The 24,578-nt window shown below is 37.5% G+C and carries 29 protein-coding genes and 2 tRNA genes; 9 read left to right on the top strand and 22 right to left on the bottom strand.

What is annotated here, in order from left to right; genetic code table 11:
* Positions 1-8: 8 nt before the first annotated feature.
* Genes yqeK through JZO76_RS10490 form a run of 5 tightly spaced genes read right to left on the bottom strand, consistent with a single transcriptional unit; the run spans position 9 to position 3,203 of the window.
* Positions 9-599, bottom strand: coding sequence for a bis(5'-nucleosyl)-tetraphosphatase (symmetrical) YqeK (gene yqeK, locus JZO76_RS10510; RefSeq protein ID WP_206904017.1), 591 nt, complete (start codon positions 597-599; stop codon positions 9-11).
* A complete protein-coding gene (locus JZO76_RS10505; protein WP_230708983.1) occupies positions 589-1,188 on the bottom strand; it encodes a nicotinate-nucleotide adenylyltransferase in 600 nt (199 codons plus the stop codon). Before JZO76_RS10505 ends, yqeK begins: the two co-directional genes overlap by 11 nt.
* A 51-nt stretch (positions 1,189-1,239) precedes the next feature.
* A complete protein-coding gene (yhbY, locus tag JZO76_RS10500) occupies positions 1,240-1,551 on the bottom strand; it encodes a ribosome assembly RNA-binding protein YhbY (protein ID WP_206904012.1) in 312 nt (103 codons plus the stop codon).
* 13 nt (positions 1,552-1,564) lie between these two features.
* Positions 1,565-2,680, bottom strand: a complete 1,116-nt coding sequence (yqeH, locus tag JZO76_RS10495) for a ribosome biogenesis GTPase YqeH (protein ID WP_206904004.1) — start codon at positions 2,678-2,680, stop codon at positions 1,565-1,567.
* Positions 2,673-3,203: a YqeG family HAD IIIA-type phosphatase gene (locus JZO76_RS10490; RefSeq protein WP_206904002.1), complete on the bottom strand. Its 531-nt coding sequence runs from the start codon at positions 3,201-3,203 to the stop codon at positions 2,673-2,675. Before JZO76_RS10490 ends, yqeH begins: the two co-directional genes overlap by 8 nt.
* Before the next feature lie 243 nt (positions 3,204-3,446).
* Between JZO76_RS10490 and JZO76_RS10485 the strand changes: the two genes are divergently transcribed.
* A tRNA-Gly gene (locus JZO76_RS10485) sits at positions 3,447-3,517 on the top strand.
* A 194-nt stretch (positions 3,518-3,711) separates the two neighbouring features.
* On the opposite strand, the gene JZO76_RS10480 is transcribed toward JZO76_RS10485, so the two are convergent.
* A complete protein-coding gene (locus JZO76_RS10480; RefSeq protein ID WP_206904000.1) occupies positions 3,712-4,854 on the bottom strand; it encodes a tyrosine-type recombinase/integrase in 1,143 nt (380 codons plus the stop codon).
* 50 nt (positions 4,855-4,904) lie between these two features.
* On the bottom strand, positions 4,905-5,426 hold the full coding sequence (locus JZO76_RS10475) for a helix-turn-helix domain-containing protein (RefSeq protein WP_161999580.1): 522 nt from the start codon (positions 5,424-5,426) through the stop codon (positions 4,905-4,907).
* Between the two features lie 195 nt (positions 5,427-5,621).
* Here JZO76_RS10475 and JZO76_RS10470 point away from each other — a divergent pair, with 195 nt between their 5' ends.
* The 8 genes from JZO76_RS10470 (at position 5,622) to JZO76_RS10435 (ending at position 12,149) form a co-directional block, all read left to right on the top strand.
* Complete coding sequence (locus JZO76_RS10470) at positions 5,622-5,885, top strand: DNA-binding protein (protein ID WP_161999579.1); 264 nt, start codon at positions 5,622-5,624, stop codon at positions 5,883-5,885.
* Between the two features lie 302 nt (positions 5,886-6,187).
* Positions 6,188-7,288, top strand: a complete 1,101-nt coding sequence (locus JZO76_RS10465) for a replication initiation factor domain-containing protein (protein ID WP_206903998.1) — start codon at positions 6,188-6,190, stop codon at positions 7,286-7,288.
* Between the two features lie 64 nt (positions 7,289-7,352).
* On the top strand, positions 7,353-7,736 hold the full coding sequence (locus JZO76_RS10460) for a hypothetical protein (RefSeq protein WP_161999347.1): 384 nt from the start codon (positions 7,353-7,355) through the stop codon (positions 7,734-7,736).
* Positions 7,720-8,310, top strand: a complete 591-nt coding sequence (locus JZO76_RS10455) for a hypothetical protein (protein WP_161999348.1) — start codon at positions 7,720-7,722, stop codon at positions 8,308-8,310. The genes JZO76_RS10460 and JZO76_RS10455 overlap by 17 nt, the downstream gene beginning before the upstream one ends.
* A 632-nt stretch (positions 8,311-8,942) precedes the next feature.
* A complete protein-coding gene (locus JZO76_RS10450; protein WP_161999349.1) occupies positions 8,943-10,091 on the top strand; it encodes a cation:proton antiporter in 1,149 nt (382 codons plus the stop codon).
* 448 nt (positions 10,092-10,539) lie between these two features.
* Positions 10,540-10,633 (top strand) — tRNA-Gly (locus JZO76_RS10445).
* Positions 10,634-10,945: 312 nt separating this feature from the next.
* Positions 10,946-11,677: an aminoglycoside phosphotransferase family protein gene (locus tag JZO76_RS10440; protein ID WP_206903993.1), complete on the top strand. Its 732-nt coding sequence runs from the start codon at positions 10,946-10,948 to the stop codon at positions 11,675-11,677.
* Positions 11,678-11,861: 184 nt separating this feature from the next.
* Positions 11,862-12,149, top strand: a complete 288-nt coding sequence (locus tag JZO76_RS10435; protein WP_206903992.1) for a hypothetical protein — start codon at positions 11,862-11,864, stop codon at positions 12,147-12,149.
* Positions 12,150-12,224: 75 nt separating this feature from the next.
* Here the strand turns inward: JZO76_RS10435 and JZO76_RS10430 are convergent, their stop codons facing one another.
* From JZO76_RS10430 to fabT, 15 genes are all read right to left on the bottom strand, one after another.
* Positions 12,225-12,959, bottom strand: a complete 735-nt coding sequence (locus tag JZO76_RS10430; protein ID WP_206903991.1) for an amino acid ABC transporter ATP-binding protein — start codon at positions 12,957-12,959, stop codon at positions 12,225-12,227.
* A 23-nt stretch (positions 12,960-12,982) separates the two neighbouring features.
* A complete protein-coding gene (locus tag JZO76_RS10425) occupies positions 12,983-13,672 on the bottom strand; it encodes an amino acid ABC transporter permease (RefSeq protein WP_206903990.1) in 690 nt (229 codons plus the stop codon).
* A 15-nt stretch (positions 13,673-13,687) separates the two neighbouring features.
* Positions 13,688-14,497 (bottom strand): transporter substrate-binding domain-containing protein, encoded by an 810-nt coding sequence (locus JZO76_RS10420; RefSeq protein WP_206903989.1) that lies wholly within the window; start codon positions 14,495-14,497, stop codon positions 13,688-13,690.
* A 404-nt stretch (positions 14,498-14,901) separates the two neighbouring features.
* Entirely contained in the window at positions 14,902-15,468 is a 567-nt protein-coding gene (locus tag JZO76_RS10415) for an NUDIX hydrolase (RefSeq protein ID WP_206903988.1), read from the bottom strand.
* A gap of 126 nt (positions 15,469-15,594) precedes the next feature.
* A complete protein-coding gene (locus JZO76_RS10410; RefSeq protein ID WP_206903987.1) occupies positions 15,595-16,377 on the bottom strand; it encodes an acetyl-CoA carboxylase carboxyl transferase subunit alpha in 783 nt (260 codons plus the stop codon).
* Positions 16,374-17,240: an acetyl-CoA carboxylase, carboxyltransferase subunit beta gene (gene accD, locus JZO76_RS10405; RefSeq protein WP_206903986.1), complete on the bottom strand. Its 867-nt coding sequence runs from the start codon at positions 17,238-17,240 to the stop codon at positions 16,374-16,376. Before accD ends, JZO76_RS10410 begins: the two co-directional genes overlap by 4 nt.
* A gap of 11 nt (positions 17,241-17,251) precedes the next feature.
* A complete protein-coding gene (locus JZO76_RS10400; RefSeq protein ID WP_206903985.1) occupies positions 17,252-18,616 on the bottom strand; it encodes an acetyl-CoA carboxylase biotin carboxylase subunit in 1,365 nt (454 codons plus the stop codon).
* Positions 18,617-18,624: 8 nt separating this feature from the next.
* Complete coding sequence (fabZ, locus tag JZO76_RS10395; protein WP_206904203.1) at positions 18,625-19,044, bottom strand: 3-hydroxyacyl-ACP dehydratase FabZ; 420 nt, start codon at positions 19,042-19,044, stop codon at positions 18,625-18,627.
* Positions 19,045-19,056: 12 nt separating this feature from the next.
* Positions 19,057-19,551, bottom strand: a complete 495-nt coding sequence (gene accB / locus JZO76_RS10390; protein ID WP_206903984.1) for an acetyl-CoA carboxylase biotin carboxyl carrier protein — start codon at positions 19,549-19,551, stop codon at positions 19,057-19,059.
* A 5-nt stretch (positions 19,552-19,556) separates the two neighbouring features.
* Positions 19,557-20,792: a beta-ketoacyl-ACP synthase II gene (fabF, locus tag JZO76_RS10385; RefSeq protein WP_206903983.1), complete on the bottom strand. Its 1,236-nt coding sequence runs from the start codon at positions 20,790-20,792 to the stop codon at positions 19,557-19,559.
* A 47-nt stretch (positions 20,793-20,839) separates the two neighbouring features.
* Complete coding sequence (fabG, locus tag JZO76_RS10380) at positions 20,840-21,577, bottom strand: 3-oxoacyl-[acyl-carrier-protein] reductase (protein ID WP_206903982.1); 738 nt, start codon at positions 21,575-21,577, stop codon at positions 20,840-20,842.
* Between the two features lie 20 nt (positions 21,578-21,597).
* Positions 21,598-22,533 (bottom strand): ACP S-malonyltransferase, encoded by a 936-nt coding sequence (gene fabD / locus JZO76_RS10375; protein ID WP_206903981.1) that lies wholly within the window; start codon positions 22,531-22,533, stop codon positions 21,598-21,600.
* A gap of 159 nt (positions 22,534-22,692) precedes the next feature.
* The gene (locus tag JZO76_RS10370; protein WP_071864750.1) at positions 22,693-22,920 is read right to left on the bottom strand and encodes an acyl carrier protein; all 228 of its coding nucleotides are present in this window, start codon (positions 22,918-22,920) and stop codon (positions 22,693-22,695) included.
* 54 nt (positions 22,921-22,974) lie between these two features.
* Entirely contained in the window at positions 22,975-23,943 is a 969-nt protein-coding gene (locus JZO76_RS10365; RefSeq protein WP_206904195.1) for a beta-ketoacyl-ACP synthase III, read from the bottom strand.
* 8 nt (positions 23,944-23,951) lie between these two features.
* The gene (gene fabT / locus JZO76_RS10360; RefSeq protein WP_016172187.1) at positions 23,952-24,392 is read right to left on the bottom strand and encodes a fatty acid biosynthesis transcriptional regulator FabT; all 441 of its coding nucleotides are present in this window, start codon (positions 24,390-24,392) and stop codon (positions 23,952-23,954) included.
* Between the last annotated feature and the right edge of the window lie 186 nt (positions 24,393-24,578).

Genomic DNA, 24,578 nt, shown 5'->3' with positions numbered 1-24,578 from the left:
TATTTTAGTTAAGCGTGATTTGCGACCCACTTATTATATGTCTCAATTGTTTTTGGATAAATGGGCTTGTTTTGTTCAATTAGATAGGTCAGTGTATGCTTTGTTTCATAAGCAACAGCCTCATCTAAATTAATCAATGCTATTTCTCGTGCTTTTTTAACCCCTGGAAAGTCTCGTCCAGGTTCAATAAAGTCCGCTACATAAATGATTTTTGCCAAAAGTGACATTTCAGCTGCACCGGTAGTATGCAACGCAATCGCTGTTAAAATTTCTTCGTCATCAATTTCTAACTCTCGCTGAACAAAGTCAGCCCCCACAATGCCGTGCCAAATGGCGTTACCCCAGTTTAACAAGTCCAAATCAAAACCATCACGACGAATAACCAATTGAAATTCATCGTCGCTTCTTTCTTTAGCGTAGTCATGCGTCAAAGCAGCAATACTTGCTTTTTCTGGTGAAGCACCATATTTACTTGCCAAGGCAATCGCAGTTTCTTCCACACCCAAAACGTGTTTAAAGCGTTTTTCACTCATTTGCATCTGAACTTTTTGCATCAGTAATTTTCGATCCATCGCCGTATAATTATCACTATATTTCATCAAGATACAGCCCCTTTTCTAAAATATAGTTTAACACAGGATCTGGCAGAAAGTAGCGCGCCGAGCACCCCTGGGCAATCTTTTTACGAATCAGAGACGAACTCAAATCCATTTGTGGAATGTCCACCCAAATAATTGGATACGGACTTTCTTGACTGTACTCAGGACGTTTAACGCCTACAAATTGAACTAAGTCAGCCAACTCATCAATTTGACGCCATTTCGGTAGATAAGCCACCATATCGCCACCGATAATAAAATAAAAATCAGTATCTGGATTTTGTTCTTTTAAAATCTTCATGGTATCAATCGTATAACTAACACCTTGCCGTCTAATTTCAACATCCTCTACTTTTAAGCGTGGATTATCTTGAACAGCTAACTTTAACATTTCTATGCGATGGTGGGCTGAAATTGTCTTTTTTGCATCAATATGAGGGGGCAGATACTCTGGCATTAGACGTACTTCATCTAAGCCTAAAAGTTGTCCTACTTGGTCTGCAATAATTAAATGCATCACATGTACCGGATTAAAGTTCCCACCTAAAATACCAACTTGTTTACGACGCTTGTTGTTTAGCGGTGCCATTTTTACTTGCGGTACGACACCAACTGCCACTTTTTGCATCTGCCAAACCTCCTAAATTGCTTTTACTTCTTTTGAAATCCTTTGATATTTTTCTTTGCTGCTTGGTCGGTATAAGACTAAAATGCGGCCGATAATCTGAACAACTTGACAGTGTACTTCCTCCGTTAAAATATGTGCGACATCAGTTGCAATCTCATCTGTATTTTGTAGCAAAGAAACTTTAATTAGTTCCCGTTTTTCCAACGCTTCTCCAATTTGGGTAATCATTGGACCACTAATGCCGCCTTTTCCTATTTGAAAAATCGGCTGTAGGTGATGCGCTTTGCTTCTTAAAAAGCGTTTTTGTTTTCCTCGTAATTCCATAGTTGCCTTCTTTCTAAATCAATGCTTTTCTGGTTAAGACCGCAACACCCTTAGGCGCCCAACCGGCAATAACACATGGATTAGTAATTGTAATCCAGCCCAGCCCAGCAAAGACAATATCTGTTTTTTCTTTAATTGAAAATTCAAAACGTTGTAAAGGTGGAAAATCTACTACTTCTTCTGGGCGTGGCGGTTGTAATAGCCCCCCCACGTGTTTTTCATAAAAAGCGTCAGCATTTGTTAATTTTGTCCGGTGAATTTCCACATCATTTGAAACATATGTTACAAATGAGCTACGCTCACCTTTAATAAAATCAAAACGTGCCAAACCACCCAAAAAAAGCGTTTGATCAGGATTTAACTGGTAAACTTTAGGCTTAACTTCTTTTTGTGGTGCAACAATTTTTAAATCTTGCGCACCTAAGTAATGCGCCATTTGTTCACGATGAATAATCCCTGGTGTATCAATCAAAAAGTGTCCATCTTCTAATGGAATTTCAATTTTATCTAACGTTGTGCCTGGAAAGCGTGAAGTTGTAATCAAGTCTTTGACACCAGCAGTCTGCTTAATGATTTGATTGATTAGCGTTGATTTTCCAACATTCGTCACACCGACAACATAAACATCCCGTCCATCACGGTATTTTTCGATTGTATCTAACAGTTCTGTCATCTCTTGTGGTTTCTTGGCACTCGTCAATAAAACATCCACGGGACGCAGACCCATTTCGTGAGCTCTTTCCCGCATCCATTGCGTCATTTTCCCGCGTTTTAACGACTTTGGTAAAATGTCGACTTTATTTCCCACCATCAACACGGGATTATCACCGACAAAACGATGTAATCCGGGAATAAGTGAGCCATTAAAATCAAAAATATCAACGACATTTACAATTAAAGCATCTTTTTGCCCCAATTCATTTAATAAGCGTAGAAAATCATCATCTGTTAAAGCGACTGGTTGAATTTCATTGTAGTGTCGCAAGCGAAAACAACGTTGACAATACACTTCACCCGTTTCAAGCCCTTTATCTAGCGCTGATTGTGGCGTATAACCTAACTCACCTGGATGTTGTGTTTGAATTTCGGCACCACAGCCAATACAATAAATTGTTTCAGTTTCAGTCATTTAATTCACCTTGCCATTTCATATCCGGATTATTTTTTTGTAAATGCTTCATGATTTTCCGTTCAAAAAAGCGATTAATCCGCGTATTCCAGCCGTCTGTTGCCACAACTGGCTTCACCAAAATACTTTTAACGCCTGCTCTATTAGCTCCACGAATATCTGTCATAATTTGATCGCCCACCATTACGACATCTTCTTTTTTCATTCCCAGCTTTTGGTAGCCCGCCTTAATCCCTCTTGCAAAAGGTTTTAAAGCTCTGGAAACAAAATCTAAACCAAAAGGTGCTAATGCATGGGCAATGCGTTCATGATTATTGTTAGAAACAACAACAACAGGAATTTTAGCAGCATCCATTTGTTTTAGCCATTGGCGTAACTCTTCGGTCCCATTGGGATTATTCCAAGCGATTAAAGTATTATCTAAATCTGTTAAAACAGCTTTAATGCCGTGTTTTTTTAATTGTTCCGGTGTAATCTGATAGATGGCCGAAACCATCCACGTTGGTTTATATTCCTGAAACATAGGTGCTCCTTTACTCAAAAAATGAAGGAGTACCGTGTACTCCTCAAACCGAAATTATACTATAAAATGTGTCATAATTCTAGCTTTCGTAATTTTCATCCTCATTATTTCAAACTTTATTAAAAATAGACGCCTAATTAAAAAAAATAGTCGATAATTTTGAGAGTTTAAAAATAATTTTTTTTAATTGCTAACAAATCACTTGCCGGAAAATAAAAAAAGCTATATACTATTTCTTGTCTTGCGGGTGTAGTTTAGTGGTAAAACAGAAGCTTCCCAAGCTTCCGTCGCGAGTTCGATTCTCGTCACCCGCTTAGCCTAAAGACCTTGATGTATCAAGGTTTTTTCTTTTTGTCTCGATTTGTTGATATCATTGAATATCAGCAAATATCAAGCCCGTCTAAACTATTATCTAAACTACTTTTTGGATTTAGTCATCTCAACAAATGCTTGTATAGCAATGATTGAGATGATTGAATCCTTTTTTTATTTCTAGACTCTAAACTATTTAGCTTAGAGCGTTCGCCAAGAGATTAATCGAGTCTATTTTCTCTTCTTGATAAACTCCTGCGTAGGTATCCAACGTCATTGAAACACTGGAGTGCCCTAGCAGCTCTGAAACGGTTTTAAAATTAATACCTTGTCCAATTAGAATGGTTGCGAAAGTGTGTCGAAGTGCGTGAGGACTTAGTTTAGGAATTCCAGCACGCTTTGAGATTCTGTGTAACCAAAGTCTTGGATGTGACAGTTGAATGGGTTCACCTTTTTCATCACAAAAGACAAACTGTTTCCCATCAAAGATATTGACACCTAATTTTAGACACTCCTCTTTCTGAATCAGACGCCACTTTTTCAAGATAGAAATTGTCTCATCGGTTAACGGGATTTTTCTTCTAGACTTCTTAGTTTTTGGTTCCTCAAGATATTGCCTTCTGTTTTTCCCACGAGTCAAAGTCTGTTTTATGGTAAGTACTTTTTCCTCAAAATTAATGCAATCCCATTGCAAACCCAAAATCTCACCTTGTCTACAACCTGTATTCGCAAGCAAGAAAAAGAATGTATAGATTTGAAAAGGTTCATTGTTTTTTGCATACTCCAATAACTTTTTAAGCTCGTCTTTGGTATAAAAGTTTATTTCCTTTTCTTGAAGGTTCTTTTTCTTTCTTGGCATGACAATTTTTTTTGCTGGATTTTCGGATACATAACCTTGCTTAATAGCAAAATCAAAAATCCGAGAGACGTTTGAAACATACTCTTTAAATTGAGTATTCTTTTCTCTCATGGAATTGGCAAATTTTTGAACATCGGATACCCCTATTTTTTTGATTTCTTTCTCTCCAAAAGTTGGCAAAATATGAATGTCAAATTTTTGCTTAAGTTTTACAAAACTTGATTCTTTCACGGTAAGCTCGTACGTCTCTAACCATAGTTCATAGATTTCCTTGAATGTTGCATCTTTGTGATTTTGAAACCCATTTTTTAAAATGTCATACGAAACTTGACGATAATAAGCTTTAGCAGCTTTCTGAGTGAGAAAGCCTCCTTTATTAATGTTAACTTGCTTCTTTGTCTCGGGATTTACTCCAAGATATCCCGTCACTCGCCATAAATTTGCTCCATTGCTTTTTTGATATTGTGTGTATGTTGGCATTTTTTTCTCCTTCTCATGTGTGGGGCACATAGGAAAGGAATGAACTTTTGTTACTTGTTCTGTTGCGCTTCTTGAATAAAAGCCAAGTCTTTTGCGGTTTTCTCGATTTCTTCAAATGGTAAGTTGTCAAAGAAGACTGGTTTCATCTCTGGTTTCCCATGACGATCCAAAATTGGATTTCCGTCTTCATCCAAACGCATTTGCGGGGTAAAGAAACGTTCAATAAAGGCTAGCTTTTCTGCTACCTCGTCTATCTCTTTCACTGTATGGCTATTCAAAATTTTCGCCAAAGTAAACAAGTTTTGGACTTTTTGATCGTACTCGTCAATGCGATCGAGAATAACCGTTGTTTCGGAGACCGCAATCTCTTTTGGTGAACCAAAGAGCTGAATCGGTGTCGCATGAAAGACCGTCGCAAATTTTTCTAAGCTCTCAAAGGTCGGGTAACGGATTCCCCGTTCGATATTGGAGATGGTTTGTTTTTGCACACCAATCTTTTCGGCCAATTCCGTTTGGGAAAGTCCCATTTCTTTTCGTAAACGTGCGACATTGCCGCCAAAGTTTTCTATCATTTTCCTCACCTCGGGTCTATCATAAGCGCTTTCCCTGAAAAATTCAAGTGAAAAATAAACTAAATAGTATTTCAAGTAAACTTTTAAAATATACTTGACATCTATTTTAGATCGCGGTAGAGTGTACGAAAAGATACTATTTTATTTATTTATAGTTCTTTTAGTTTTAAAAAGAAATATAAGGAGGTGGAAAGAATGTCGGTATTGGAACAAGCGCTCCTGGATTGGCAAAAAGATCAGACCAATCAATTCTTTGCCCTGTTAGAAACCCGCTTGGAAGAAACACAAACCCAACAGGATATCGTCAAACAAAAATATTGTGCGGCGCATTTCGATGTGAGTGTTAATACATTGAAAGAATGGGTTCTTCAGGGCTGTCCAGAAATTCGATTGGACTCAGGTATGGTTTTATACAGCATTCAGGCGGTGAGAAGCTGGTTATTAACCTATCAAAACTAAACAAGGGTGTGGGGCCAAGGAAAGGAGCCGGTGTTGGGTTGGTGTGGTTGCCGCAGCCGTTGCCTCGACTGTGATGGCTGAAAGCCAATCAGCAGGCGAGGCTTACGGACGCGTGGAACGCACAGGTCTTTTGCGAACACCAGACACTGGCTAAGCGTAAGGTGCCTTTCTAATAGCACCTTATAAAGAGAAAAATAATGGCTAATAACTACCGGAAAAATGCAAAAAAAGACGATACTACCAAGCTTTTTCACGACAAAAATAATTTGCGAACAATCACAAATTTTAAAGGAGGTGACCAAATGACCAAAAGTACCCAGAATGTGCTAGGAAAAGTAGATTGGTTTCAAGCGGTCTTGCATCAAGTCAGTTATCAGACGGTCTTTCAAGACTTATTAAAAATCAGTTTAGAATCCGTCTCGATTCAAGCAGGCAGTTTAAAACATGAAGAATACGATATTGTGTACACCTGTGGCTTTCTCAAATACTATACCTATCACCAACCAGAAAAGGCCAAAGAACGGGGAACCCTTGTCTTGAGCGGACAAGCCTGTACTACCTATGAATGGATTATGCTTTCGTATAACCCCAAGGCGAATGTCTTTCAAGAACTCGCCACCCGTTTTTACGAGTATGCTAGTCAAACCGCCTTCACCTTTGAAATCAAGCGGCTAGATTTAGCCTTAGATGATTACAATGAAGTGCCCTACTTCACGGTAGAACAACTCCACAATAAGTTGAAACGGAAGCAATTCCTTTCAAAAGGACGAAGCTATCAACTCCATGACAGCGAGTTTAATGCCAAACAACGAGCAAAAACGGTTAGTATCGGCGTTCGAGGATCGGCTTGTATGTTTCGGGCCTACGACAAAGCCAAAGAAATGGCCAAAGATTTTGATGGAGTGAAACAAGAGGAAATTCTGGCTCGGGCTCCACAAATTCGGTTGGAAGTCGAAACTCGAAATGACGTGGCAGATAGTCTCTTTCGAACCATTGCTTTTTTACCGCAAGATCAATGTATCGCAAACTTAATTCGCGGATTTCTACAAACGGAACTTACCTTTTATACTGACGGCTCCTTAAAGCAGGTCTGTCGTTGGTGGCAGGACTACCTAAAACCAAGTCTGGTTCCTACTATCACCCGGCAATATCAAGTGAGTGGCTTTGATCGTTCCTTGAACTGGTATGAATACGGTGGGCCCATGGCATTAACTCAGGCACTCTTTTTCTTGCATCATGAGGGTGTCGGGATTGATCCAAGTTTGTTAGAGATTCGTCCCAATTATGAATGGACCCCCGAACTTTCTGATCGCATGATTCAATACGTCAGTGAGCAACAACGTCCCGATTTGATTCCGCTTATTCAAGAACGCACCAAAAAAGCGTCCGTTACTTCCCAATAAGTGAACGAACGCTCTGTTAAAAAAATTTCTAAACCAAGTATAGCAAAGAAAGGAAGAAGATACGATGCCAAAAATGTTAAGTATCAACGATTTTGATTTCGGAGCCATTGGCCCAACCTTTGAACTAGATGAGGTCACTCCGAAGTTTGCGACTGAAACCCGAACCGATGAAAATGGTCAGGTCATTCTAGATCGCGAAAACAAACCAAGAAACTTTTATACTGATGAGATTATCGGGTACAAATATTCGGTCACCATCCTAGAAGGACAATTCCGTAAAAAAGCAACGCAAGTTACCGTCAATACCTTAGATCATCCGATTGACAATGACGAGATTATGAAACGCGATAGTGTCAAATGCCGATTTGAGAACCTACAATCAAGCATGGCCGGACACCCGATGTATTACAAAGCAGATAAGATTGTTCTATTTGAGCATCAGAAATAAAAAAGAATGGGTAGGAAATTCCGTATTCCTACCCATTTATAATAATGTTTATTGGCGTAATAACCTAAATATCGCTAGTTTTTTAATAATCACTTTCTCAGCCATAATAACAGCTACAAATGAAGACGTTGCGATTTTATATAATTACTTAGAAAAAGTATCCGATTGGGGGTATTTTGAATTAGCGATGTATACAAATTGCCTCTCTTTTTTCGAAAATAATTATTTATCGTTTAACCTGAAAGATACATTAACTCAGTTCGAGAAATTTAAAACTTGTTATAAATATAAGCTTGTATTGATTAAATTTTTAATCAACTCCTTAATACTTTCTTTTGAGAGGGGTACTTATGATAAAATTCCAGAACTTTTAAAAGCACTCTATGCAGAATCAGAGGATAGCGATTTTATGAAAGGTCGAATTTACTGGAAATTTTTCACCTCTTTATACCATGCGATCACAGGTGACTTCGAGATAGACAGCACTATCTATATAGACATGTTAGACTTACTTGGCTACGAGAATGATGCGCAAAACATGAAAGATATAGAACAATCTATTCGAAACCCCTAAATAAAGGAAGTTTAAAAAATTAGATTCTCTTTCATATAAGCTACACAATTTAGTTTTCAGCTTTGCATCTTTACTATTTATTGATGTCATTTAATATAGGATCTAACTTAGGTACTTATGTATTAGAAAATCGTCCTAAAAATAATAAAATATCGATTTTTTATTTGGGGTAATTTAATGAATAACATCGTTATTATTACTATAGCGTTTATCTATGTATCACATATTTTCTGTTTTCTAGTACCTAAGTATTTTCTAAACTATTTTATAGTTCTATTGTAAAAATATTGATAGAGAAAGGGAAAGAACAGAAGCTTGTGAATTGGGATAGGATCAAAGGTGGATTTGAGAATCTCAACTGGGCGTGACAGGAGAACAATGCTATTACAAGACGGATGAAATTATTTTGTTAGAAAATTAGAAATAAATTCCGAAGAATTGTAGGTGTATATCTTCCGTATTGGAGCTAGATTATTGAAAAGGAGGCGCTGAGTATTCTTCGTACGAAATAATTCTAGAGTAGAATACTTTCCTTTACACGGATCTTCTATTAGAATAATTTTAATGGTATTTTTTAGAAATTACTTCATGTAAAACGTCTAAAAATAGTTACCTATGGAAGGGTGAGGATAGTGGAATTTATCGGTGTCTTATGTTTAATTTTAATTGGTACGACAATAGCCAGTCATTTTTCAAGACGACTTGGTATACCGGCTGTGATTGGTCAATTATTGATTGGTATACTTTTAGGGAATGCCGGTTTGAAGTTAGTACATCCTGATATTTTAGTAGAAGATTTTTCTGAAATTGGGGTTATCTTGTTGATGTTTTTAGCAGGGATAGAAAGTGACTTATCGTTGCTTAAAAAGTATTTTCGACCGGGCATGTTCGTTGCAACGTTAGGAATTTTATTTCCAGTCATACTTGGAACAATTGGAGGAAGTCTTTTTCATATTAACCTAAATGAGTCCTTTTTTCTAGGCTTGATTTTAGCTGCAACCTCCGTTAGTATCTCAGTCGAAGTATTAAAAGAGTTGAATGTTGTCAATACAAAAGAGGGGTCAACCATTTTAGGTGCATCTGTTGTTGATGATATCTTAGTCGTGCTAATTGTCAGCTTGAGTATGTCCTTTTTAGGTGGGAAAAGCAACAGCGATACTTCTTTAGTACTCATGATTGGGGAGCAGATACTGTTCTTCATTGCAGTACTTTTTCTTATTCGTTGGGGTGCTCCTTATTTAATGAAATTAAGTAAAAAATTATTAGCTGAATCGTCTGTGATTATCGTTTCGTTAATTTTGTGTTTGAGTATGTCTTATTTGGCCGATTTAATTGGGCTAAGTTCGGTTATTGGTGCTTTTTTCACAGGAGTTGCGATTGGTCAGACCAAGGTTTGGGAAGAAGTCCAGCTGAATGTTGAGGCAATCGGCTATGCAGTGTTTATCCCAGTCTTTTTCGTAAGCATTGGTTTAGAAGTTACTTTCGGGAGTTTGGGTGCACAATTGCTTCTGATTGTAGTAATAACAGTGTTGGCGATAATTTCGAAATTATTTGGCGGTTTTATTGGCGGCAAACTTGTAGGATTTAGCAACGATAGTAGCTTAATGGTAGGATCAGGAATGGTTTCCAGAGGTGAGATGGCTTTGATTATTGTTCAGTTAGGTTTTCAAGCACAGTTAGTATCAGCAAGCAATTACTCAGCTTTTATTTTAATCATCTTACTTACAACCTTATCCTCACCATTTTTATTAAAACACTTTACTAAAAAAGTCTATGGATAAGCGTGATTCGACTTAGATTGTCCTTGTCGGTCCAACTAACTTGTAAAAAAACGACAGGCTAAGTAAGATATTCAAATTTGCTTAATCTGTCGTTTTTAGGCTTTTTTCACATTTTTGTGGATAGACGGGGAGTAGGAACCCAATTGCAGGACCGATGAAGACTAATACAACATTTAATGAGAACGTAAAGTATTTAAGCGGGATAAATGTAAAGGAATTTCATAAAAATAAGATTAATAATCCTGAATTACTTTCACCCGAAAAAAGTAAAATGGACAAGACAAGTTTAGAAGAATTGATAGTTTTAAATAGTGTAGCTTAATGAATCACTAGCAGAATTAATCTCAATATTGAATAGGTAATCTGAATACCACTTCTTTCCTATGTGCCCCACATTTTTTGTTTTCAAGAACCTAAACTATTATCTAAACTAGTTAGTATTGGTATTGCGAAAGTGCTGATATAGCAAGGATTCAAGGGCTTTGCTACTAACACAGAAGCTTCCCAAGCTTCCGTCGCGAGTTCGATTCTCGTCACCCGCTTTTATTATAGGTTTACAAACTGTGTTTTCATACAGATTTGTAAGCTTTTTTTATTTATTGCACAAAAAGTACCCAAAGTTTTTTATAGTCTCAGCTTTACATATGAATTTTATCGATTTCTTCACTCGTAATTGCCTGACTCACTAACCATTAACGGGTCAAAATCAGCTTTTTTAAAGGAGAACCCCGATGCTAACGCTTGCTTCAGTTAAAAATTTAATTTCACACCAATTTCCCCAATGGCAAGATCTCTAGATTACCTTTGTCAAAAATAGCGGACATGATAACTAAACCTTTCATCTGGGTCAAAATATGACAATCCGCCTGCCACGTTCAGCAAAGTATGAACCGCAAATAAAAAACTCAAGTGTTTGGCTACCTGTCTTCGCTAAACACTTGAGTTTTCATATTCCAACACCACTTGGTTTAGGCCATCCTAGTGTCTTATATCCTTCTTTTTGGTCAGTCAACCAGTTCATCTCCGGAGAAACACTTACAAGAAAAAACGTTGCCAATCTTTCTTTATTGGCCTTGGACTTAACTAAATTTTTACTGGAGTTGCAAAAAGTACCTATTACAACTGCACCAGCTGCAGGAAATCACAATTTTTTTAGAGGTGCCAGTCCTAGTGTTTATCATGACGAAGTTATAAGTACTTTCACCACTTTGCAAAACGATTTACCCGTAAAGCAATTAGAAAAAATTTGGCTAAATGCCATTACTTCTTCTTGGGAACACGCACCTGTTTGGCTTCACGGCGATATCGCACCAGAAAATTTGATTGTACAAAAAGGTCGACTTCATGGCGTCATTGATTTTGGCATCATGGCTATTGGCGACCCTGCTTGTGATTACGCTATGGCTTGGAGCTTTTTTGAAAAAGAGAGCCGCTCGGTTTTTCTCGCAAATTTAGATGAAGAGCTCATAAATCGGGCCAAGGGCTGGGCACTTTGGAAAGCACTAATAACCTATCGTAATCCAAATACGAAAATTGCAGCCAATGCAGCGTATACGTTGCAGCAAATTTTATTAGATTCAAAATAACTGATAGACTTCTCATTTAGAAAATGTCATTTCTGTCGAATATCACAAGTTATGTTATACTAAAAAAAGGTGATATTCATGCGAAAATTTCTTGCAGGATTATGGACTTTCTTTTTATATCTCATTTTATTTTTATTTGTAATTGGTACTTTAATTTTAATTTTCAGATGAAGGAGCGAAGCATATGGAAATCTTTGGAAATCAAGCTGCTTTTTTGGAGGACTACAAACGAATTGTTAAGACTAAGGATATGACTGACGAAATGATCATAGATAAAGTAGCCGAAGCATTGCCTACTGCACCTAATTTCCAAATTATTGCAACTAGCGATGAAACAAAACTAGGCCAACGAATTTGTTTTCCTTTCAAACAAGAAATTTGTTCTACTGATCCAGATGGCGTGGTCACAACACGCTACATCTATGTCGGTTCACCTTTTGAATTAGATACAAAAACTGACGAACAACCTTAAAAAACAAGTATATGTCTTCTTGCAAGTGCTAGTTATTTCTGGCAACTTACTTGAAACATATCCTTGTTTTTTTATTTAGGATAAAACTTTTGATAAAAAATCAGCGGTTCGTTTATTTTGCGGATGATCAAAAATTTCTGTCGGTGTTCCTTCTTCTCGAATAATTCCTTCGTCCATAAACAAGACACGATCGCCTACCTCTTTAGCAAAGCCCATTTCATGGGTAACAATCACCATTGTCATCCCTTCTTTAGCTAAGTCTTGCATAACTTGTAGAACTTCACCCACCATTTCTGGATCAAGCGCTGAGGTTGGCTCGTCAAAAAGCATGACATCTGGTTGCATGGCTAACGCTCTGGCAATAGCTATTCGTTGTTTTTGACCACCGGATAACGACTGGGAATAGGCCATAGCCTTGTCAGCCAAGCCAACTTTTCGTAATAACTCTCGGGCAATTGTTTCAGCTTCAGCATTGGTGATGTTTTTAACTTTCCGAGGTGCTAACGTAATATTATCTAAAACCTTCATATTAGGAAATAAATTAAAATTTTGAAAAACCATCCCCATCTTTTCGCGCATTTGGTACAAATCATTTTTTGAATCGGTTATATTTTGATTTTCAAAAAATATTTCACCTTGTGTCGGCGTCTCTAATAAATTCAAACAACGTAAAAAAGTACTTTTGCCTGAACCTGATGGCCCAATGACGACCACAACTTCTCCTTTTTGAATTTGTGTATCAATTCCTTTCAAAACCTTGTTATTTTTAAAAGACTTATGCAGACCTTTGACATCAATTAAAACAGACATACTCCTCCTCCTTTAAATTCCACTTATCGACTATAGCCAACGCCCATCTTTTGTTCCCACCAGGCCAAAATTCGCCCCGTTGAAAAAGTGATAACAAAATAAATGGCGGCTGCTACAAAATAAGGTTCCAGTGGAATATAAGAATTAGTAATAACAATTTGGGCAGTATTCATCAACTCATAAATGCCAATTGTAGAAAGTAATGATGAATCTTTAATCAAAATAATAAACTCATTTCCCATTGGTGGTAAAATATTTCGTAAAGCTTGTGGAAAGATAACATAACGCATTGCCTGCATCGGTTTTAACCCTAAAGAGCCTGCCGCTTCACTTTGACCGCTGTCCACCGATTGAATGCCTCCCCGCACTATTTCAGCGACATAAGCACCCGAATTTAAGGAAATAACAATAATCCCTGGAATTAGACGAGTAAAATCTAATTTTAAAATACCAATATCAATTGTCGGTGCAGAAAAAGTTCCTTGCAACAAGACAAAACCAATCATAATTTGAATCAGCATTGGCGTGCAGCGGAATACTTCAATATAAATATTTGCCAGCCATCTTAATGGCGCTACAAAACTAAGTTTGGCCAATGCCATTAGAACTCCTATGATGGTTCCAATAATAATTGTTACTACTGAGATGATTAGCGTAATAACCGTTCCATATAAGAAATACGGATAATATTCAGTTAAAAAAGAAAAATCCATTTTCATTCCCCATTTTTATTCTTTGGTTGTTTTATTTGCGATCGCTGTATTTTCATTGACATATTTTTCGATTTCCCCTGAATCAATTAATTCTTTAATAATTTTGTCAATTTCACTTTTCAAAGTATCGCTGCCTTTTTGCATTGCAATCGCATAAGCTTCATCTTCGCTGGATTTTAAATCAATTGTCGCAAATTGCAATTCCGGATTTTGCGCTATATAAGCAGCACCTACAGTTTCCTCTACAACTAATGCATCAATTGAACCTTGTTTTACTTCTAAAATTAAATTGGGAACTTTTGCTACAGAAACAATTTGTGGGTCTTGCATTTGTTCTTTGACGATATCTTCTTGAATGGAGCCTTTTTGTGCTCCGATTTTCTTTCCTTTTAGACTGGCGATAGAATTATAGTTGGCGCCATTTTTTTTGTTAATGACAACTTTTTGAGGGGGATTATAATAGTTGGTCGAAAAGTCAAATGATTTTTGACGTTCAGGTGTAGCAGAGATACCGGCAATACCAAGATCAACTTTACCTTCTTTTAAGGTAGCTAAGACCGCATTAAATTCCATATCTTCAATTTTTAATTTCACGCCTAATTTATCAGCAAGCGCTTGTGCCAAATCCATATCTGCCCCGACAATTTTATCTTTGCCATCAACCATCGTATGAAATTCAAACGGCGCAAACTCAGCTGAAGTACCAACTTTCAGTACACCACTTTCTTTAATGGCAGCCAATTTATCCTCTTCTTTTTTACTGCCACAGGCCGTTAATAAAAAACAGATCCCCACAATTGCTAAACTTGTCAAAAACTTTTTCATCCAATCACTCCTAATAAATATATATTCACTTTTAATCTCTTTATTGAGAATATATACATATTAGCACAAGGTTTTTTCAAATGCACGCTTTTTCTGAATTTTTTCACTAAAGATACGTATATTATTTCATAGCTAAATTCAACTTTTTTTATCCTTGTCAAAGAAATCCCATTATTTCAGCATTTCCAACGGAAATAATTTTAAGAGAAATTTCCCTCAACTTTAAAATATACATTTTTTTATACAAAAAATAGATTTAGAACAAAAATTCCCTAATTTTCATCCTAAATCTATTTATAATCAAACAGCAACGACTAAAAGTTTTTCAAGACACTAAAGATAAATTTCATTTACTCCTCAGGATATCTCAATTACTTCCTTCAGTCTTCTATTTTCGAGCGGGTCTATTCTTTAAATTTTTTAGCTTTGTTCATTAGTTTGCGATAATAAGGATGCATCGCAACTTCTGCCACTGCTTGTTCTAATTTATCGGCAGCAATCCACTTCACATCGCTATTTTCATCCGGTTTAATTTGTAAATTTTGTGTTTCTGGTGCTACAAAAAGATAGGTGGTGTTGATGTGATTGTGCTCTTTAATAAATTTTCCATTTTTATAATGTGCAGGTACTGGTAAAATATCAAAAGAAAATAACTTCTCAGTAACTACTTGATAATTTTTGATTCCCGTTTCTTCCACCAATTCTTTTTTTGCGACTTGTAATAAATCACTCATCCCATCTGCATGCCCTCCTGTCCATGCATAAGATTGATAAATATTGTGATAAATCATTAAGGTCTTGTCATATTCTGGGTTAACTACCCAAGCAGAAGATGAAAAATGATAGTCCGAATTTTCTCGTGTGAGCAAGTTTTCTTGGTATCGAATTTGTTCCATAAATAACTTCTTATCCGCAACTTCTTGTGTCGTAGCCGGTTGATAGGCTGTAATTGCAGCGATAATTGCTTCCATGGTGTACTCCTTTGTTGATTTTATTTACTTGATTTTATCATATTTTTTATTTATACAGCTTCTGCCTTCATTACTATCACCGCAAAAAGACGTATCATTTCCTGTTTTAGGAAATGATACGTCTTTTTAATACTTACGGAAGCGTTCATAGCGCTCGGTCAATAAAGTTTCGACGTCCTTTTGTGCTAAGACAGTTAATTTTGCAGCAAGCTCCTGCTGCATGTACTGAACTATCGTTTCTTGCGGCAAAGTTATTCCCTCTTTTGTCTCGGGAATAACTTTTTCAATTACATTTAAATCATATAATTCTTGGGCTGTAATTTTCATCAATGCAGCCGCTTCGTTAGCGCGACTACCATCTTTCCACAAAATAGAAGCAAAACCTTCCGGTGATAAAATTGCATAAATAGAATGCTCCATCATCCATACTTCATCACCCACAGCCAAGGCCAAGGCACCTCCACTACCACCTTCGCCAATGATAATCGCAATAATCGGAACCCTCAAATCAGACATTTCCATCAGGTTTTTGGCAATCGCTTCACCTTCGCCTCTTTCTTCAGCACCAATTCCACAATATGCACCAGCAGTATTAATGAAAGTAATCACCGGACGCTGAAATTTTTCCGCCTGTTTCATTAACCGCAAGGCCTTACGATAACCTTCAGGATGGGGCGAACCAAAATTGGTTTGCAAATTTTCCTGCAGATCCCGCCCTTTTTGAATCCCTATAACCGTGACCGGTTTTTTATTTAATGTCGCGATGCCACCGACCACTGCTTGGTCATCTGCAAAGAGTCGGTCCCCATGGAATCCTTCATAGTCCTCAAAAATTAAATCAAAAAATTCTAAAGCAGTCAGCCGTTCTTTGCCGCGGGCCAACTGCACAATCTCGTGAGCCGCGGTCATTTAGCCAACCACCCTTCTGTCGTGTGTAATTTCAACAAATGTTCAATTTTATTCTTTAACTCGATACGTGGAACAATTTGATCGACAAAACCATGTTCTAACAAAAATTCTGCTTTTTGGAAGTCCTCGGGTAATTCTTGTTTAATCGTTTGTTCGATTACGCGACGACCAGCAAAGCCAATTAGACTTTGTGGTTCTGCCAAGATAATATCCCCTTCCATGGCAAAACTCGCCGTCACGCCACCTGTTGTCGGATCTGTTAAAACCGTTAAGTAAAATAGTCCAGCATTACTATGGCGTTTTACTGCCGCTGAAATTTTTGCCATTTGCATTAGAGAAAAAATCCCTTCTTGCATTCTGGCTCCCCCTGAAGCTGTAAAAATCACTACAGGTAATCTTCTTTCAAGTGCTTTTTCAAATAGACGGGTGATTTTTTCACCGACGATTGTCCCCATACTCCCCATAATAAAATGCGGATCCATAATTCCTAGCGCTAAAGGCAGACCGTTGATTGTTGCTTCGCCGGTTAATACGGCTTCATGTAAGCCGGTTTTCTTTTGCGTCTGTCTTATTTTCTCTTTATAACCTGGAAAATTCAGTGGATCTTTAGTAAAAATATCAACGTCCCACTCATCAAAACTTTTTTCATCAATCGTAATTGCGATTCTTTCCCAAGCGCTAATTCTAAAATTATAACCACAATATGGACAGATTTTTTCTACCCCAATATCTTTGGTATAAAGCATATGTTTGCAATTCGGACATTTTGCCCACAAATTATCTGGAACCTGTGGTTTTTGATTTGTCCCCTGCGTACGGTTGGGATTGATCCGAATATATTTTTTCTTTTTGAATAAAGCCAAATAAATCCCTCCTATGCTTCAGGTGTCCACTCTGGTAAAAAGATAGTTTGTAAAAAGGCAGTATCATAATCACCGGCAATCACATTCGGATGAGAAATTAAATCCATTTGAAATTCGGCATTGGTCGTCACGCCATCTGTGACTAATTCTCCTAGTGCCCGTTGCATTTTCATTAATGCTTCAAAACGTGTTTGCCCATGAACTATAACTTTTGCAATCATGGAGTCATAATAAGGCGGGATTGTATATCCAGAATACATCCCACTTTCAACACGTAAGCCTAGTCCACCACTAGGTAAAAAGAGATTGTGAATTGTACCTGGAGCTGGCGCAAAATTAAAAGCAGGGTTTTCTGCATTAATTCGACATTCAATGGCATGGCCACTGATTGTTATCTCACTTTGTTTTAAAGTTAATTTTTCACCAGCGGCAATTTCCAATTGTTTTTTTACAAGATCAATCCCCGTAATCATTTCAGTAATTGGGTGTTCGACTTGAATTCGGGTATTCATTTCCATGAAATAAAAAGAACCACTCTCATCCATTAAAAATTCAATTGTACCTGCATTACGATAGTTAACCGCTTTTGCAGCCCGTACAGCCGCTGCCCCTAATTCTGAGCGTTTTTGCTTGGAAATCACAACAGACGGTGCCTCTTCCAAAACCTTTTGATTATTACGTTGCAACGAGCAATCTCGCTCACCTAAATGAATAATATTGCCATAATCATCACCTAAAATCTGAACTTCGATATGACGAGCTGGGTAGACAATTTTTTCCAAATACATAGCATCATTACCAAAAGCTGCTTTTGCTTCTTGTTGGGCGGATTTAAAATGTTGCGGTAATTCCTCTTGTGTCATCACTTTGCGAATACCTTTACCACCACCACCTGCAGCTGCTTTTAACATTACTGGATAACCAATTTCATCAGCCAATGCCAATGCCTCAGCAACAGTATCTAATGCACCTTCACTGCCTGGAATAACCGGAACGTCTGCTTTTATCATTAGTTGTCGTGCATTAATTTTGTTTCCCATGGCATCAATCGTCTCACTTTTAGGTCCAATAAAAGTAATGTTGCATTCTTCACACATTTCAGCAAAGCGACTGTTTTCAGATAAAAAGCCAAAGCCCGGATGAATCGCTTCTGCTTTTGTGACAATTGCAGCACTTAAAATTTGTTGAACATTCAAATAAGAATCACTGGCCTTGGCAGGACCGATACAGATTGCCTCATCTGCCATTTCGGCATGGAGTGCATTTTTATCTGCTTCAGAGTATACGGCAACCGTTTGAATTCCTAGTTCACGACACGCCCGAATAACGCGTACCGCAATTTCACCACGATTTGCAATTAAAACTTTTGAAAACATACATTCACCTATCCAATCATAAAGGTTAATTCTGCTTCAGCAGCTTTTTTTCCATCAACATAAGCGATACCTTTGCCGATTCCAGCTGAAGCTTTAACTTTTAAGATCTCAACTTCCAACATTAATGTATCTCCAGGTACGACTTTACGACGGAATTTCGCCTTATCAATCCCACCAAAATAAGCTGTTTTTCCTTTAAAATCTGTTAAAGAAAGTAATGCCACTGCACCTGCTTGGGCCAAGGCTTCAATAATTAATACCCCTGGCATAACCGGCTCTTGCGGAAAATGACCTTGAAAGAAAGGCTCATTTACGGTCACATTTTTCTTAGCAACAACTTTTTTACCTTCTTCTAATTCTTCTATTCGATCAATTAATAAAAAAGGATAACGATGGGGAATAATTGCTTTAATTTCTTCAATTGTCATCACTGACATGATTTAACCTTCTTTCACAACAAACAATGGCTGATTGAATTCCACCACTTGTTCATTTTCCACTAAAATTTGAACGATTTCGCCAGTAATGTCACTGACGATCTCATTCATGACTTTCATCGCTTCAATAATGCAAAGAACTTCGCCTTTTTCCACTTTATCACCAACTTTTTTGAAAGATGGCTGATCTGGACCGCTTTGTAAGTAGCATACACCTACTAATGGAGAGACAATTTCTGTACCTGTTACTTTAATATCTTCTGAAGGTGCTATGGGTGTAATAGCGGCAGCATCTAAAGACTCATTGTCCAAACCAAAATTTGCTGCTGGTGGCGTTGTGCCTGGTGATTTAATTTCTTGTGGTGCAGAAGTATTCTGACTTCGCACTTGTTGATTTTTATTAAAGTACAATTCAAAGTTATTATCTTTTAAATCAAATTCCGTCAATGTAGACTGATCAAATTGTGTTAATAAGTCCTTAATTTCATTGATATTCACGTAAACTACGCCTCCCAACGTTTTAGACAAATCACAGCATTGTGACCGCCAAAACCTAATGAGTTACTCATAGCATATTTTAATTCTGCCTCTTTTGCTTGATTGGTAACAACATTTAAATCAATTGCAGGATCTTGCTTTGTGACATTAATGGTTGGCGGCACAAATTGATGTTGTAATGCCAAAATTGAAGCAATTGCCTCTACACCACCAGCAGCACCTAATAAGTGGCCGGTCATAGATTTCGTACTGCTAACATACGTATCTTTGTATCCTTCACCTAAGCCATATTGAATGGCCTTAGCTTCGGCTACATCATTAGCAGGAGTACTAGTTCCATGGGCATTAATATAATCTACGTCCTTTGGTGTAATACCTGCTTCTTGCATTGCCAATTTCATCGCCTTGCCAGCGCCAGAGCCATCGGGATTTGGCGCAGTCATATGATAAGCATCACAATTTGCACCATAGCCAACGATTTCAGCTAAAATATTTGCACCCCGTGCTTGTGCGTGTTCTAATGATTCTACAACAACGACACCCCCGCCTTCACCCATAACAAAACCATTACGATTTTCATCAAATGGGACAGAAGCTTTATCTGGATTACTTTCATTAGTTAGAGCGGTTAAAGCTGCAAAACCAGAGATACCAATTTCATTAATGGATGCCTCAGCACCACCGGCTAAAATAACATCTGCATAGCCGTGTTTAATATTACGAAAAGCTTCGCCAATTGAATGGGTACCAGAAGCACAAGCTGTTACAGTACTGGTACAAATACCTTTGGCACCAACTTTTAAGGCGATATTCCCTGCGACCATATTAACGATCGACATTGGTACAAACATTGGTGAAACACGCTTTGGACCTTTATCATGCATACGAATAACTTGATCTTGAATTGTCTGTAGACCCCCAATACCAGAGCTTACCATCACCCCAAAACGATCAACATCCATTTGTTTTGTGTCTAAACCAGACATTGCCACAGCTTCTAAAGCTGCATAAATTCCAAACAATGAAAATTTATCCATTCTTTTGGCGTCTTTTTTAATGAAATATTTATCAAACGGAAAGTCTTTTACTTCCGCTGCGACTGTAATGCCAGTCTGGCTTGCATCAAATTGCGTGATTTCACCAATCCCATTTTTTCCTTCTTTTAAACTATCTAAAAATGTTTGGGCATCGTTACCAATTGGCGAAGCGACACCGTAACCTGTAATGACTACGCGATTCATATTGTCCTCCTTGTTAAATCTGTTTTTCTTCAAACAAACAGCCAAATCTAGCCATGCATCACTAAACCACCATCAACATTAATAACTTGACCAGTGATATATGGACTTTTAGCTAGAAAAACTGCTGTTTGGGCAATATCTGCTACTGTACCAAATTTTTGCATTGGAATATTTTGTGTCACTTGTTCTTTGACTTTATCAGAAAGAACTTCTGTCATATCAGTGGCAATAAAACCTGGTGCAATTGCATTGCAGCTAATTCCTCTAGGTGCTACTTCTCTTGCCACCGATTTGGTAAACCCAACCATCCCTGCTTTACTGGCAGCGTAATTTGCTTGGCCCGCATTGCCGATTAAACCCGAGACCGAAGACATGTTAATAATTGCACCACAACGTTTTTTCAACATTTTTTTCATAACCAATTGCGTCATATTGAAAGTTCCGCTTAAGTTAATTTTCATAACGCTCTCAAAATCTTCTGGTGTCATGCGTAATAACAGCTTATCATTGGTAATCCCTGCATTATTGATTAAGATATCAACGTTTCCTAATTGTTCTTCAACCTCTGCTAATAAATTCTTAGCTGTTGTATAGTCGCTGATATCACCAGCAACGCCCATACAAAAAACACCATGAGCTTTGATTGTGTCAATTAGTTCTTGTGGAACTGGGCGTCGCCCATTCAAAATAATATTTGCACCTTCTTGACTAAAGGCTTCTGCAATTGCCCAACCAATTCCTCTGGTACTACCTGTAATTAAGACATTTTTTCCTTTAAGCTCCATCTCTTCCTCCAAAAAGGCGACTATTCATCCGCCAAGAATGCAATTGTTTCATTTAATGTTTTGCTATCTTCTACTCGTGTTGTTGCAATTGTTTTATCTATTTTCTTTAAGAAACCACTCAACACTTTTCCCGGTCCAATTTCCACCATTTGAGTAATTCCTAATTTTTTTAATGTATCTACACTTTCATAAAAATGAACAGGTGACATTACTTGTTGCTCTAAAAGTGATTTAATTTCACTTTGTGGCATCACTTGTGCTGTTGTGTTACTGATAACAGGGACTGTCATTGGCGCAAAATTAATTTTTGCCAATTCTACTGCTAATTGCTCAGCCGCCGGTTTTAATAATGCAGTATGAAAAGGACCGCTAACATTTAATGGAATCAAACGTTTAGAACCAGCTTCCATTAATAATTCACATGCTTTATCCACAGCGGCTACTTCACCACCAATCACGATTTGTTGTGGTGTATTGTAGTTTGCCGGTGAAACAATGCCAATATCGCTGGCTTTTTGGCAACATTGTTCGATGATTTCACTTTGTGTATTCATAACTGCTACCATTTTGCCACTGCCAGCCGGGGCAGCGTTAGCCATAAAGTGACCACGTTTTGCAACTAAAGCTACTGCTGTTTTAAAATCAATTGCACCACTTGCAACTAAAGCAGAGTACTCTCCTAAGCTCAAACCACAAACTGCATCTGCTGTAAAACCTTTTGCTGACAAGAGACGCCAAAATGCGATGCTAACTGTCAAAATTGCCGGTTGCGTATATTCAGTTTGATTTAATTTATCCACTTGATCTTCATCAAAGCACAATGACGCCATATCGTACCCTAACGCTTCGCTAGCTTGGTCAAAAGTTTCCGCTACGATTTTCTCATTAGCATATAACTCTTTTCCCATGCCAGTATATTGCGCTCCTTGACCACTAAATAAAAAAGCTGTTTTCATTCATTATCCTCCGTCTTTTCATTTCAAGTCGTCATCTTAAAACAGTTTATTTTACAGTTTTCTAAGCTTTCAATTTCATTTGATTAGCTTTTCTTATAATGAAAGAAAAAATTTCTTTCATTATAAGAAAAGCCAGACTACCGCCCAGCTTAAGAGTAATTATTCAGCTTTTTGTGCTTCAACATATTTTACAAGATCAGCAACAGTTGCGATGCCTTCTTCAGTTTCAATTTTCACATCGAATTCGTCTTCGATTTCATTAATAATTTGGAATAAATCCAAGCTATCAGCTTCTAAATCTTCTTGAATGTTTGTTGTTAATTGAATTTCATCTTTTTCTTTACCTAATTCTTCTGCTACGATTTCTTGAATTTTTTCAAATACCATGTGTATTTCCTCCAATTAAATGAATTATTTTTAAGTTTATATTGCAAACAGGTTTTACAGTGTCACTTGTATAACTCCCCAAGTTAAACCACCGCCAAAGCCTGAAAACACCAATTTTTGTGTGCCATCCAGACGAATAATTCCATCTGTTACAGCTTCGTCTAAAAGAAGTGGGATACTTGCTCCAGACGTATTACCATACTTGTCCATATTTTGTAAAAAGCGTTCCCGTGGGACTTTTAGTTTTCTTGCCACTTTGTCTAAAATACGGGAATTTGCTTGATGTAGTAGATAAAAGTCAATTTCATCTTTATCTTCGGCTACTAAATTATCAATTGCCTTTACAACATCGCGCGTTGCAAAATCAAAAATCTCCCGACCTTCCATTTGCAAATAAGGTGAAGCTTGTCCTTTTTCAGCGGCAAACGGGCTACCATTTTCTACATAACCTGAGGTCAGTGCTGCCCCTCTAGTGCCATCGGCTTGTAATTTTTCTTTATTAATCATTGGGAGCATGCTTGTTTCAAGTAAAACACCGGCAGCACCATCGCCAAACAAAACAGCAGTTGTGCGGTCTTGCCAATCTATACTTTTTGAAAGAACTTCGCCGCCAATGACTAGACCCTTTTGCGCCGTTGTTTGCAGTAGCTTTTCGGCCAATGATAAGGCGTAGACAAAACCTGAACACGCAGCTGATAAATCAAAGGCTAGTGCATTACGTGCGGCAATTGCCCCTTGCACTATGCATGCAACAGAAGGCGTCGCATAATCAGGTGTCATCGTTGCGACAATAATGAAATCCAATTCATCAGCAGCAACTTTACTTTTGGCTAATAATTTTTCAGCAACACCGATACATAAATCAGAAGTGTTCTCACTTGTAGCAATGCGGCGTTCTAAAATACCAGTTCGACTTTTAATCCACTCGTCTGAAGTATCCATAATTTTAGCCAAGTCATCATTTTTAATGATTTGTGGCGGAACAAAGCTAGCTGTAGCTGTAATTTTTCCGTATTTTCTCATCTTCACACTCACTTATACTCTTGTAAAAAATCATGGAGATTTTTTAAAGCTTTTAACAAAGTTGCTTCCTCATCACTATCCATGCCTGTTAGGACACGTTTAATCATTTGACGATGAAAATATTGATGAACTCGGAATAATAACTTGCCTTTTTTTGTCAAACCGAGTTTGACAACCCGTCGATCATCTTCACTACGAATACGTTCAACGTAGCCTTTTTTAACTAACCGGTTGATGGCGGTCGTTAATGTCCCCACCGTGATGGAAAGTTCTTTTGCTACTTCTGAAGTAGTCTTTTTTTTATACATGCCAATAGCTTCGATCGTGTGCATTTCAGTAATACTCAAATCATTGAATTGGGATTTTTGCAGCTCCGATTCTTCGATTGTTAAAATATCATTGAAGACGCTGACGAGATAGTCATTGACTGTTTCAAGATCTTTATCCACACTTTCACCATCCAAATTAGTTTGATTATCAAATCATTTGACTATCAAAATATATTATATACTTTTTAAAAATGCAATACTTTTTTACAAATTTTTCTATTTTCTAAACTAACAGTTAACAATTTCTGAGTTTATTGCCGATATTCTAAAATTTGATTGACAAGGTTCTATGCGGAAGCTAATATT

Source organism: Candidatus Enterococcus myersii (genome assembly GCF_017316025.1).
GTDB lineage: Bacteria > Bacillota > Bacilli > Lactobacillales > Enterococcaceae > Enterococcus_C > Enterococcus_C montenegrensis.
The sequence above is the reverse complement of the archived record's forward strand: the minus strand, read 5'-3'. Positions and strand labels throughout refer to the sequence as shown.

Bases quoted from the DNA above. Each gene is read 5' to 3' on its own strand.
- yqeK (WP_206904017.1), bottom strand. From the start codon at position 599: ATGAAATATAGTGATAATTATACGGCGATGGATCGAAAATTACTGATG.
- JZO76_RS10505 (WP_230708983.1), bottom strand. From the start codon at position 1,188: ATGGCACCGCTAAACAACAAGCGTCGTAAACAAGTTGGTATTTTAGGT.
- yhbY (WP_206904012.1), bottom strand. From the start codon at position 1,551: ATGGAATTACGAGGAAAACAAAAACGCTTTTTAAGAAGCAAAGCGCAT.
- yqeH (WP_206904004.1), bottom strand. From the start codon at position 2,680: ATGACTGAAACTGAAACAATTTATTGTATTGGCTGTGGTGCCGAAATT.
- JZO76_RS10490 (WP_206904002.1), bottom strand. From the start codon at position 3,203: ATGTTTCAGGAATATAAACCAACGTGGATGGTTTCGGCCATCTATCAG.
- JZO76_RS10480 (WP_206904000.1), bottom strand. From the start codon at position 4,854: ATGCCAACATACACACAATATCAAAAAAGCAATGGAGCAAATTTATGG.
- JZO76_RS10475 (WP_161999580.1), bottom strand. From the start codon at position 5,426: ATGATAGAAAACTTTGGCGGCAATGTCGCACGTTTACGAAAAGAAATG.
- JZO76_RS10470 (WP_161999579.1), top strand. From the start codon at position 5,622: ATGTCGGTATTGGAACAAGCGCTCCTGGATTGGCAAAAAGATCAGACC.
- JZO76_RS10465 (WP_206903998.1), top strand. From the start codon at position 6,188: ATGACCAAAAGTACCCAGAATGTGCTAGGAAAAGTAGATTGGTTTCAA.
- JZO76_RS10460 (WP_161999347.1), top strand. From the start codon at position 7,353: ATGCCAAAAATGTTAAGTATCAACGATTTTGATTTCGGAGCCATTGGC.
- JZO76_RS10440 (WP_206903993.1), top strand. From the start codon at position 10,946: ATGACAATCCGCCTGCCACGTTCAGCAAAGTATGAACCGCAAATAAAA.
- JZO76_RS10435 (WP_206903992.1), top strand. From the start codon at position 11,862: ATGGAAATCTTTGGAAATCAAGCTGCTTTTTTGGAGGACTACAAACGA.
- JZO76_RS10430 (WP_206903991.1), bottom strand. From the start codon at position 12,959: ATGTCTGTTTTAATTGATGTCAAAGGTCTGCATAAGTCTTTTAAAAAT.
- JZO76_RS10425 (WP_206903990.1), bottom strand. From the start codon at position 13,672: ATGGATTTTTCTTTTTTAACTGAATATTATCCGTATTTCTTATATGGA.
- JZO76_RS10420 (WP_206903989.1), bottom strand. From the start codon at position 14,497: ATGAAAAAGTTTTTGACAAGTTTAGCAATTGTGGGGATCTGTTTTTTA.
- JZO76_RS10415 (WP_206903988.1), bottom strand. From the start codon at position 15,468: ATGGAAGCAATTATCGCTGCAATTACAGCCTATCAACCGGCTACGACA.
- JZO76_RS10410 (WP_206903987.1), bottom strand. From the start codon at position 16,377: ATGACCGCGGCTCACGAGATTGTGCAGTTGGCCCGCGGCAAAGAACGG.
- JZO76_RS10400 (WP_206903985.1), bottom strand. From the start codon at position 18,616: ATGTTTTCAAAAGTTTTAATTGCAAATCGTGGTGAAATTGCGGTACGC.
- fabZ (WP_206904203.1), bottom strand. From the start codon at position 19,044: ATGACAATTGAAGAAATTAAAGCAATTATTCCCCATCGTTATCCTTTT.
- fabF (WP_206903983.1), bottom strand. From the start codon at position 20,792: ATGAATCGCGTAGTCATTACAGGTTACGGTGTCGCTTCGCCAATTGGT.
- fabG (WP_206903982.1), bottom strand. From the start codon at position 21,577: ATGGAGCTTAAAGGAAAAAATGTCTTAATTACAGGTAGTACCAGAGGA.
- fabD (WP_206903981.1), bottom strand. From the start codon at position 22,533: ATGAAAACAGCTTTTTTATTTAGTGGTCAAGGAGCGCAATATACTGGC.
- JZO76_RS10370 (WP_071864750.1), bottom strand. From the start codon at position 22,920: ATGGTATTTGAAAAAATTCAAGAAATCGTAGCAGAAGAATTAGGTAAA.
- JZO76_RS10365 (WP_206904195.1), bottom strand. From the start codon at position 23,943: ATGAGAAAATACGGAAAAATTACAGCTACAGCTAGCTTTGTTCCGCCA.